This is a genomic window from Paenibacillus naphthalenovorans (assembly GCF_001465255.1).
Classification (GTDB): Bacteria; Bacillota; Bacilli; order Paenibacillales; family NBRC-103111; genus Paenibacillus_G; species Paenibacillus_G naphthalenovorans.
The window spans coordinates 1,799,795-1,808,863 of the sequence record NZ_CP013652.1 but is presented as its reverse complement, the minus strand read 5'-3'; the positions used below and the strand labels follow the sequence as shown (position 1 = coordinate 1,808,863).

The following is a 9,069-nucleotide window of genomic DNA, read 5'->3' as shown; positions in this document are numbered from 1 at the left end:
AGGAGAAGTGAATTATGCATGATTTGAAAGAGACTATTTCAAGATATGAATCAACACTCGTTCGAAAGAAGAATTTAGTAAAACCATTTCATTTTAGAAAGAGTAAAGGTGAAGATCTAGACATAAGTGAACATACAAGAATGCTGATACTGGAAGCTGAAATTCAACAGTTAGATGAGATAATCGAAGATTTGAAATATATAGTAAGTCGATAAAAGGATTAATTTTATCGGAAGGGAAGGTGATTTGAAATGAAATTGTTTCAAGTACAAATTTGTTGCAGTTACGACGAAGATAGCGTGGATTCTAGACTAATCGTAGCAGAAGACAAAGAGTCAGCAGAAAATAAAATGAAAGAAATTTATGATGACTTTATGAGATATTTTCAGTGGGTAAACGCTGTAGAAATCAATGAAGTCGATGGTTGGAAGATTACAATAAGCCGATAAAAGAGTTGTTTGATCCTATTTAAGTGGGTGGATAGAGTTGCACAAATTGAAAGATATCATTCAGATGAGCGAAGAAGAAATTATTGATTACCATGATAAACATATGATTAATTATTCTTATGGTGGAGATTTCTTCGTAAATGAGTTTTATCGAAGGCAGCAAGAAAAATCTACAAAAGCAATTGAAGATATGACGAAGAAAATGCTCGACTACACAAAAATTATGACGGTGCTTACAGTTGTTAATGTAATTTTGGTGGTAGTTACAATGTTTAAATAAAACCTGAATTTCATATGAAATGGAGGTTATTAAATGTTAAAGGATTTGGATATTGAAGAAATTCAAGTTTTCTTTCGTGACTTGCTTTCAAAAGATACTGGAAAATTTCAATTAGCACAAATTTATGGAATGGCAAAAGCATGGCAAGAACAGAGAGAAAGAGAAGAATTAATAGAAAAACAGATCGAAAGAAGAACTCGTAGAATTATTAAAACAATAATAATTTCGGATGATTTAGCAATTGTTGAAGCAGAAGTTACAATCAATAATTCAAAAGAAATATCGTATTACCCTGTTGTTAATGGTAAATTTCATAGCGAATCAAGAATGACTTTTGACGAAGCATTACTTCTTGGTTTTTGTAGAAAATATAATAATGAACGTTTTGATTTGGCAATTTATAATATGCTGAGAATGGATTTGAAACAACGGGAGAATTTCAATAAAAACTGACTTTTTACGGAAAATTAGAAGGAGGAAGAAGAGTGCTTAAAAAAGGTGATTGTGTGTGTTTAACTACAGATAATCCACATGGAGGACATCTCCTCAAAGGTGACAAAGGAATTGTCAGGGCGGTCATAATGAAGAGGTAGCAGTGGAATTTCCTTTTGAGTTTCATGATAGCCATGATTGCGATGGTTATGTTAAAAGCGACAATGGGTGGTACATAAATGTAAAACATCTTCACAAAATCGGATGAAAGTTCATTTTCATGGGAAGTTCGGGAGGGGGTTTGTCAATGAGACAGGTGGAATTGAATAAAGCAGCACGAAAGATTGCAAAAGCCAATACAGCGCTATGGGAAGCAATCGGATTAATTAACGAAGCACTTTCCGATGAAACGATTACAAAGGTACTGGAGGCGTCTAATGATGAAGACATGACATCAATCGAGAAGCTTGCTCTAGCATATGAAAAAATCAATAAAAAGTATGATGGATTTATCAATGCTAGTATGCATGGTCGCGATTTAGATGAATTTGACGAATTAACTAGCAGAATTTCAGAAATAATTGAAGGGTAATAAAGTTCACTTTCATTAGGAGAAGGAGGGGTTTTGAAATGAAGACATTTGAAATGAGATTAATTGATAAAAACACTGGTGAAGAAATAGCAAAACAGACGTTTACAAATTCAGAAGGTACAAATATTAAATCAGGTAACGAACAAAAACTTCCCATGATTTTTGAGATTCGCGGTGACTTTACCATTTACAAAGAGTTTAATGTGGGTAAACCTATTCGTTTTAAAGCAGATGGAATCGATGAAGAAGTAAAGTTGATTGATATGACAAATGAGATGATCACCATTGAGACATCTTTTGAGGTCGGTAAAAAATTACTTCAAAAGTACATTTAAAATTAAAATAAAAAAATCCATTTCATAAGAAGAGGTGAAAAGTATGAATGACTTTAAACAGTATTATATTGATAGAATTATTAATTGCGCTATTGAAAACAAGCTGTATGAATATACGATTGAAAAGCTAGAGTGGAAAACGGAGAATGAGTTGATTGCAATTTGGGATAACCTAAGATGGAATTATGGGGATTTGACTAAGTTAAGATAAAAAGTTTCATTTTGATAATTTATTCGCCGCACACTCGTGACTTTAGTCATGAGTAAGGCGAATACATATGTTAAATACAATTAATCGTTAAACCCCTATAAATATTGACATATGTCAAATACATATATTACATTTATATTGGGTGAAAAACGTGGAAATAAAACATGGTAGGGGTTATGTTTATTCATTGCAATATCATATTGTATGGTGTGTAAAATATCGAAGAAAAGTGATTGTCGATCAAATAGAAACAAGATTAAGGGAAATGCTAAAAGAAATTGCAGATTCAAATGGGTTTACGATTATTACTCAAGAGACTATGCCAGATCATATACATTTACTTATCGATTGTTCGCCCCAACATTATATACCAATATAATAAAAGCACTAAAAGGTAATACAGCAAGATTTTTATTTAAAGAATTCCCTTCCCTTAAATCCAAGTTATGGGGAGGACATTTATGGAACCCATCATATTTTGTTTCAAGTGTTAGTGATACCACTAAAGAAACAATTGAAAAATATATCAATTCGCAGAAAGAGAGGTGAGACATCTTGCAAAAGGCATATAAGTTTAGAATATATCCAAATAAGAAACAAATACAACAAATAAACAAAACTTTTGGTTGTTCTCGTTTTGTATATAATTATTTTCTAGATAAACGAATTAAAATTTATGAAGAAAACAAAGAAACTTTGTCTTATGGCAAATGTTCATCTATCTTAACTATATTAAAGCAGGAAAAAGAATGGCTCAAAGAAGTGGATAAGTTTGCATTGCAGAATTCATTAAAAGATTTAGATCGGGCATATCAAAAATTCTTCAAAGAAAAAACTGGATTTCCTAAATTTAAATCTAAACATAATAATAGACAGTCTTATCGAACTAATTACACGAATAATAATATTGAAATAAATGAAAATAAAATAAAACTACCTAAACTCGGATGGGTTAAATTTGCAAAATCCAGAGAAGTTGAGGGTAAAATATTAAATGTAACTATAAGTAAAAATCCAAGTGGAAAATATTTTGCATCTTTTTGTTGTGAAGTTGAAATTGTACAGTTACCAACTTCAGACAATAAAATTGGACTAGATTTAGGTATTAAAGATTTTGTTATCAGTTCAAATGGAGACAAGATAGATAACCCAAAACATTTAATTAAATCTGAACAAAAATTAAAAAATTTACAACGGTCACTTTCACGAAAGAAAAAAGGAAGCAAAAATAGAAATAAAGTAAGAATCAAACTTGCAAAGCAGCATGAAAAAATTTCTAATCAACGATTGGATTTTCTTCACAAACTGTCAACCAAACTTATTAGCGAAAACCAAGTAATTTATTTGGAAGATTTGAAAGTGAAGAATATGCAACAGAATGAGCGCTTGGCTAAAAATATAGCAGACGCATCTTGGAGTAAGTTTAGGAACATACTTGAATATAAAGCAAAATGGTATGGAAGAGAAGTAAAGATACTTGATCGATGGTTTCCATCCAGTAAAACGTGCTCTTGTTGTGGATTCAAAAATGAAAAATTAACATTGGATATTCGTGAATGGACATGTGAAAATTGTGGTGAAAACCATGATCGAGATATTAATGCTGCGGTAAATATCCTTCAACAGGGATTAAAGTTAGCGTAACAAAATTAACCGTAGGAACTACGGGGATAGCTTGCTAATTCTATTCTCATTAGAGAATATGGCGCAAGAATCCCGCGACTTTAGTCGTGGGAGGTTCAATGGAAGTGAGAGAATGCTTGAAAATATGATTAATCAATTAAGTGACGAAGATCTTGAAAAATGTTTTTTAGAAATCGTTGAATGGCGGGAAAGCGGAGTTCTTCAAATGTATAGCATTATTCGTAAACAATGGGAAGAATTTAAACAAAAATCCGGAATTGATACATTCCCGATTCATATGATGAGTGAGCCAATTTTGTTTGAGATTGCAAAACGTAAATATAGGGAAGAAGGGATTAATGTATGAGCAAACTAATTGGTCACTATAAGAGTAGAACAGGATTCTATCATGCAATTGATAATGGAAGCGATAAGACTTATTGTGGTCTTAGGGTCGCAGATAATCCTAAGAGAAATTATCCGTATAGTACAAGAGCATGGATTGATTGTGATAAGTGTAAGAAGAAAATACCTGACGATGATGAATAACGATAAAAAGATTCTTTTATCTGGATAAAAAAGGAGGAGAAAAATAAAATAAAATATATGGAAGAAAAGAAAATTGAGTATAAAAAATGTATAAACAAAAATTGTTTAAATCCTTGGTTACCGAATACAGAAGAATTTTTTTACGGACAATGGTTTACTTACGCTAAAGGAAGAAAAGTGTATAAATTAAATACAGAATGTAAAGAGTGTAGGAAAAAGAGATCATTAAAATGGAAACATGATAACCCAGAAAAGAGAAAAGCAAATGACAGGAGATTTGATTCAAAGCCTGAAAGAAAAGAGGTGATGAGGAAGGCTGCAAAAAAGCAAAGGTTAGAAGGAAAACAAAAGGAATGGAGACAAAACAATCCTGATCGAGTCAGTCTCCATAACGAAAAAAGAAGACTTCATAAAAATCACAAAATAAAACAATCAGAGTGGGATGCTTGTAGATTATATTTTGATTATCGTTGTGCTTATTGTGGTATGAGTTATGAAGAACATTATGAAATATACAAACAAGACCTTCATAAAGAACATGTTGACGATGATGGCGCTAATGATTTAAGCAACTGTATCCCATCTTGCAGAAGTTGTAACAGTCAAAAATGGGAATTTGAATTTGAAGAATGGTATAATAAGAATAATCCAAATTATTCCGAGGAAAGATACAACAAAATAACGAAGTGGTTAGATGAGGACTGCAAAAAGTACATAATAAAGTAAAGTTCCAATAATATAACGGTTTTATCGGAGGTGAAGATGGTTGTATAAAGTGGTGATGTGGCGGTACGGATGCAGGTATATTGAAGAAGTTGATACGTTAAAAGATGCAGAATTTTTTGCTGAATATATGGATGAAGCTTTTGTTGAATACATCCTTGATGAACAAGATGTCATCGTGAATGACTACAAAAAGCATGTAATTGGAGTTTGGGAGAACAGACAGGGTGAGAAGTATATATTTAAATAAAACGATGATTTTATAAGGAGGATTAAAGTTGGGATTTACTGAAGATTACATGATGAAACTTAATAATTGTAATGTTATAACTGTTTTAATTGGAAGCGGAGAATTTCTAGATTATGATACAAACGAAGTTTATACAATTCATAATATCAAACTACCATTTACTTCAAATGGCAAACATATTTCTGTCTATTCTCAGAAAGCTGGTTTCGAAGATGTACTTGAAAATAGAGAATACTTTGACGGTAAGATTTTAAATTTTACGTGTACTAAAGTAGAACATTGGTAAAACAAATAAAATGACGATTTTAAAGTAAATTTAATATTAAGTGAAAAATATAGAAAACTATTGAAAATAAACTTATTACATGCTAATATATGACTAAGGAACAAATTAATTGCAGACTACATTTGATAAATAAAATAAATATTATATAAAACATAGGTTTTCACAAAGAATATACATATTTTCGTGTCTTTTTGGCATGGAAAGATGTATATTTTTCTTTTATAATGGGTTATAATGTAATTGTAATCAAATCAAAATATAGTTAATTTAGAAAGGGTGTATAACATGTCGGAAACAAAAGAATTAAATGTGGTTGAGTTTTTAACTAACTCCTTTGAAGAAATATCAAAAGATCGTAAAGCAATGACAGAGATTGATGACTTACTGTTTACTGTTTATAAATTTCCAATTGGATTTTTTCAAGAATTAGTTGTCAATCCTGAAAAATTAGATGAATTAGAAGAAGTGGAGTTAATTGTTTTACTCATTGCAATTAACAAAGTAATTAATTTAGAAATGTACAGTCCATATAATTATTTTAGTGAAAATAAAGTTAAAAAGTCTCTGAAATATAGATATAGCAAGCAAGAAGAACCATTGAATTTTCCACTTATTTATGAAGATATAACTGCTGGAAGCGATGTTGACTGTATAACATATTTATCATATCAAGAAATTAAGAGGCATGTGGAACAATTGTGGACTTACAATTTTGCCACACAAAGACTTCCAGTTGAAACTGTTAAGAAAAATGGGGAAATAACAAAAAAACCAAAATTATTTAAGAACAGCGTTAAAGAAATTGCCCAATTAATATCTGAGGGAAGATTTAAACCAGATGCTCCAATTGTTATTAATGTGATGAGAAATGGAGAAGATGAATTCTATATTGATAAAGATAATCATAGACTAATTATTGAAAAAGCCACTGAACAAAATATTGTGGATGGATTCCATAGAATCAGTGGTGTATTAGCGGCTTTGGAAAAAGACCCAGATTTAGAAGGATATTTATATGTTACGTTTAGAAACTACACATTAGAAGAAGCGAGTGAATTTTTAGGTCAGCACAACTCATTTAATGTTTATGATAGAACACATGTGAGGTTCTTAAAAGCTCTTGAACTACCTGATAAGATTGTAAAAGATATAGAGTCTAAATCAGATCTTCGTGGTAGAATAGCATATAAAACAGCAGTTGAACGCAAGAAAAATAAAATTACGAATTTTGCTGTCTTATCAAATGCAATTAGAGATACTTTTAACCCACAAACAGGGAAAGATCGTATTGAAGTAACATATGTCTTAGCTAGATTTTTCGATTACTTGTTAGGTAGTTATCCTGAAGCATTTATTGGGACTAAAAACGTAGAAGAAACTTGGAAAAAATCTTGGATCAATCACCATAACACTTTCGTTTTATATGTAACACTTGCTTATGGGTTGTATAAACATTTTGGAAAAGATTTCCCGCTTGATGAAATTACTAAAATTGTTGATAGTATTGACTTTACTAAAGAAAATGGACATCAATTCAACGATTTATTAACTGATGGTGGTACTGCACAAGGTAAAATAAATTCAGATCAGACAAAGCGTAAAATCAGACAGTTCGGAGAGAAGATAATTGCTGATATGTATGGAGCAATAAAAGAAGAAAATGTTTCATAATAAGAAAGGTGGATTTTACAATGTCTAATATGATATATGAAGACAAGATGTATAATGAAGAGATAAAAGAGGAATTTCTGAGTTATCTTGATAATGAAGGCTATCAAGATAACTACAGAAGATTTTTTAAAATAGCTTATCCCATAGAAAGTCAACTAAAAAAAGACTTATATGATTTTACAAGAGATGAACTTAGAGGTTATTTTTATCGTATAATGCCCAAGACAGTTAAAGCAAGTAGAACAATCGTTTCTCATTTAAGTAACTACATTGATTGGGCGATTGAAAAAGGATATAAAAGAACTAATTTGAATCCATTGTTACTGACAGATAACGAATGGAGAGAGCAGTTCGCACAAAAGCAACTTAAATCATATTGGACGGATGCTGAAATCAGAAAAATAGTTGAAAGTAGAGCAAATAATCAAGATGCGATTATTTTGCTTCTGCCATTCAACGGTGTTTATGGTAAGGGTGGTAGCGAGATATTAAATTTAACCTATAGAAATATTGATAAAAACAATAATCAATTAACACTACATGATTCGGATAGTGACAATTCTTGGAGAACAATAACAGTCGATGAAGATTTAATCAATGCTTGTCTTAAAGCTTATGAAGAAACGGATTATGAAGTAATGAATGGAAATCCAAGTCCTGATGCAGCAAGAAAAAGCATAGATTTGGTGGATAATGATTATATTGTTAGATTGGCTAGAACAAGAGTGAATGAAAATGCAAAAGCTGATCATAATATATTGCATAGAAGAATGAGAAAGATAGCAGATGAAATTAACGAACCTAATTTTACGACCAAGAATATAGTGTACTCTGGTATGATTGCAATGGCAAAAAATCTTTATTTAGAAAGCGGTAAGTTAGAGCAAGAAGAGTATGAAAAAATAATGAAACAATTTAATTTTGATACCACAAAGTTGTATAGATATAAAAATGATTTTTTGAATTTAGAAACGATAAAAGAGTTATACAATTTAGCCTAGAATAATCTAGGCTTTTTATATTTTTTAGTTATTGACTGTATAAAGTAAAATATGGTAATATGAAAATAGTTAAATGAATAATACATATTAGGGAGATGGTTTTGTGAATTATGAAGTTTATGGTAGGCTTGAAGTTCATTTTAAACATTTTGTTGATGCTGATTCTCATAATGAAGCGACTGAAAAAGTTGAAAAATTATTAAATGGTATCGCTAAATTGGATGGTGATTTATATATGAAAGATGGAAGAGAGCTACCTATAATTTCTGATCGAGTGAAAATTTTGTTGTATGATGTGACTAGGGAAGATGAATTATGATAGTTATGAATATAAATAAAAAATGTACATACTATAAAAAAATTAAAAGGAAATTATATTGATTTTTTAGGTAAAAAATTGTTATTATTGAATTAAGAAGAAAAACGTTGAATATGATGTTAAAATGGTTATTTTATAGGAGGAATTTTTGTATGGTGAAATTTAGATTTAGTGTAAGCACTGGATATGTTGGAAGTGAGAAATCAGAAATCATTGAAATTGACGATGAGGATTTGGAAGGACGAAGTGATGAAGAAAGAGCAAAAGTGATTGACGAATATTTTAATGAATGGATTTGGGAACAACTTTATACTGGCATTGAAGAAATTGAAGAATAGGTAAGCGAAA

General features: G+C 30.5%; 16 protein-coding genes and 1 pseudogene. All 17 read left to right on the top strand.

Going from position 1 to position 9,069, the window contains the following annotated elements:
• Nucleotides 1-14 precede the first annotated feature (14 nt).
• The 17 genes and pseudogenes from IJ22_RS08950 (at nucleotide 15) to IJ22_RS08875 (ending at nucleotide 9,059) form a co-directional block, all read left to right on the top strand.
• On the top strand, nucleotides 15-215 hold the full coding sequence (locus IJ22_RS08950; protein WP_062408534.1) for a hypothetical protein: 201 nt from the start codon (nucleotides 15-17) through the stop codon (nucleotides 213-215).
• Between the two features lie 36 nt (nucleotides 216-251).
• A complete protein-coding gene (locus IJ22_RS08945) occupies nucleotides 252-449 on the top strand; it encodes a hypothetical protein (protein ID WP_062408533.1) in 198 nt (65 codons plus the stop codon).
• A 64-nt stretch (nucleotides 450-513) separates the two neighbouring features.
• Nucleotides 514-729 (top strand): hypothetical protein, encoded by a 216-nt coding sequence (locus IJ22_RS08940; RefSeq protein ID WP_145862519.1) that lies wholly within the window; start codon nucleotides 514-516, stop codon nucleotides 727-729.
• 33 nt (nucleotides 730-762) lie between these two features.
• Entirely contained in the window at nucleotides 763-1,182 is a 420-nt protein-coding gene (locus IJ22_RS08935; protein ID WP_062408531.1) for a hypothetical protein, read from the top strand.
• A gap of 286 nt (nucleotides 1,183-1,468) precedes the next feature.
• On the top strand, nucleotides 1,469-1,753 hold the full coding sequence (locus IJ22_RS08930; RefSeq protein ID WP_062408530.1) for a hypothetical protein: 285 nt from the start codon (nucleotides 1,469-1,471) through the stop codon (nucleotides 1,751-1,753).
• A gap of 38 nt (nucleotides 1,754-1,791) precedes the next feature.
• Nucleotides 1,792-2,088, top strand: coding sequence for a hypothetical protein (locus tag IJ22_RS08925; RefSeq protein WP_062408529.1), 297 nt, complete (start codon nucleotides 1,792-1,794; stop codon nucleotides 2,086-2,088).
• Between the two features lie 43 nt (nucleotides 2,089-2,131).
• The gene (locus tag IJ22_RS26290; RefSeq protein ID WP_160327359.1) at nucleotides 2,132-2,299 is read left to right on the top strand and encodes a hypothetical protein; all 168 of its coding nucleotides are present in this window, start codon (nucleotides 2,132-2,134) and stop codon (nucleotides 2,297-2,299) included.
• A gap of 151 nt (nucleotides 2,300-2,450) precedes the next feature.
• Nucleotides 2,451-2,848, top strand: a pseudogene (gene tnpA / locus IJ22_RS25675) (IS200/IS605 family transposase).
• Nucleotides 2,849-2,851: 3 nt separating this feature from the next.
• The gene (gene tnpB / locus IJ22_RS08920) at nucleotides 2,852-3,943 is read left to right on the top strand and encodes an IS200/IS605 family element RNA-guided endonuclease TnpB (protein ID WP_201023626.1); all 1,092 of its coding nucleotides are present in this window, start codon (nucleotides 2,852-2,854) and stop codon (nucleotides 3,941-3,943) included.
• 112 nt (nucleotides 3,944-4,055) lie between these two features.
• Nucleotides 4,056-4,289, top strand: a complete 234-nt coding sequence (locus IJ22_RS08915; protein ID WP_062408527.1) for a hypothetical protein — start codon at nucleotides 4,056-4,058, stop codon at nucleotides 4,287-4,289.
• 239 nt (nucleotides 4,290-4,528) lie between these two features.
• Nucleotides 4,529-5,197 (top strand): HNH endonuclease signature motif containing protein, encoded by a 669-nt coding sequence (locus IJ22_RS08905; RefSeq protein ID WP_062408525.1) that lies wholly within the window; start codon nucleotides 4,529-4,531, stop codon nucleotides 5,195-5,197.
• Nucleotides 5,198-5,237: 40 nt separating this feature from the next.
• Nucleotides 5,238-5,444, top strand: a complete 207-nt coding sequence (locus tag IJ22_RS08900) for a hypothetical protein (RefSeq protein WP_062408524.1) — start codon at nucleotides 5,238-5,240, stop codon at nucleotides 5,442-5,444.
• A gap of 28 nt (nucleotides 5,445-5,472) precedes the next feature.
• The gene (locus IJ22_RS08895; protein WP_062408523.1) at nucleotides 5,473-5,730 is read left to right on the top strand and encodes a hypothetical protein; all 258 of its coding nucleotides are present in this window, start codon (nucleotides 5,473-5,475) and stop codon (nucleotides 5,728-5,730) included.
• 285 nt (nucleotides 5,731-6,015) lie between these two features.
• Nucleotides 6,016-7,401 (top strand): ParB N-terminal domain-containing protein, encoded by a 1,386-nt coding sequence (locus IJ22_RS08890; RefSeq protein WP_062408522.1) that lies wholly within the window; start codon nucleotides 6,016-6,018, stop codon nucleotides 7,399-7,401.
• Between the two features lie 20 nt (nucleotides 7,402-7,421).
• Nucleotides 7,422-8,402, top strand: coding sequence for a tyrosine-type recombinase/integrase (locus tag IJ22_RS08885; protein ID WP_062408521.1), 981 nt, complete (start codon nucleotides 7,422-7,424; stop codon nucleotides 8,400-8,402).
• A gap of 103 nt (nucleotides 8,403-8,505) precedes the next feature.
• A complete protein-coding gene (locus tag IJ22_RS08880) occupies nucleotides 8,506-8,721 on the top strand; it encodes a hypothetical protein (protein ID WP_062408520.1) in 216 nt (71 codons plus the stop codon).
• Between the two features lie 152 nt (nucleotides 8,722-8,873).
• Nucleotides 8,874-9,059 (top strand): DUF7167 family protein, encoded by a 186-nt coding sequence (locus IJ22_RS08875; RefSeq protein ID WP_062408519.1) that lies wholly within the window; start codon nucleotides 8,874-8,876, stop codon nucleotides 9,057-9,059.
• The last annotated feature ends 10 nt before the right edge of the window (nucleotides 9,060-9,069 follow it).

Coding starts and splice junctions, on each gene's coding strand:
- IJ22_RS08905 (WP_062408525.1), top strand. CDS start 4,529: ATGGAAGAAAAGAAAATTGAGTATAAAAAATGTATAAACAAAAATTGT.
- IJ22_RS08940 (WP_145862519.1), top strand. CDS start 514: ATGAGCGAAGAAGAAATTATTGATTACCATGATAAACATATGATTAAT.
- IJ22_RS08935 (WP_062408531.1), top strand. CDS start 763: ATGTTAAAGGATTTGGATATTGAAGAAATTCAAGTTTTCTTTCGTGAC.
- IJ22_RS08890 (WP_062408522.1), top strand. CDS start 6,016: ATGTCGGAAACAAAAGAATTAAATGTGGTTGAGTTTTTAACTAACTCC.
- IJ22_RS08950 (WP_062408534.1), top strand. CDS start 15: ATGCATGATTTGAAAGAGACTATTTCAAGATATGAATCAACACTCGTT.
- IJ22_RS08875 (WP_062408519.1), top strand. CDS start 8,874: ATGGTGAAATTTAGATTTAGTGTAAGCACTGGATATGTTGGAAGTGAG.
- IJ22_RS08885 (WP_062408521.1), top strand. CDS start 7,422: ATGTCTAATATGATATATGAAGACAAGATGTATAATGAAGAGATAAAA.
- IJ22_RS08930 (WP_062408530.1), top strand. CDS start 1,469: ATGAGACAGGTGGAATTGAATAAAGCAGCACGAAAGATTGCAAAAGCC.
- IJ22_RS08915 (WP_062408527.1), top strand. CDS start 4,056: ATGCTTGAAAATATGATTAATCAATTAAGTGACGAAGATCTTGAAAAA.
- IJ22_RS08925 (WP_062408529.1), top strand. CDS start 1,792: ATGAAGACATTTGAAATGAGATTAATTGATAAAAACACTGGTGAAGAA.
- IJ22_RS26290 (WP_160327359.1), top strand. CDS start 2,132: ATGAATGACTTTAAACAGTATTATATTGATAGAATTATTAATTGCGCT.
- IJ22_RS08945 (WP_062408533.1), top strand. CDS start 252: ATGAAATTGTTTCAAGTACAAATTTGTTGCAGTTACGACGAAGATAGC.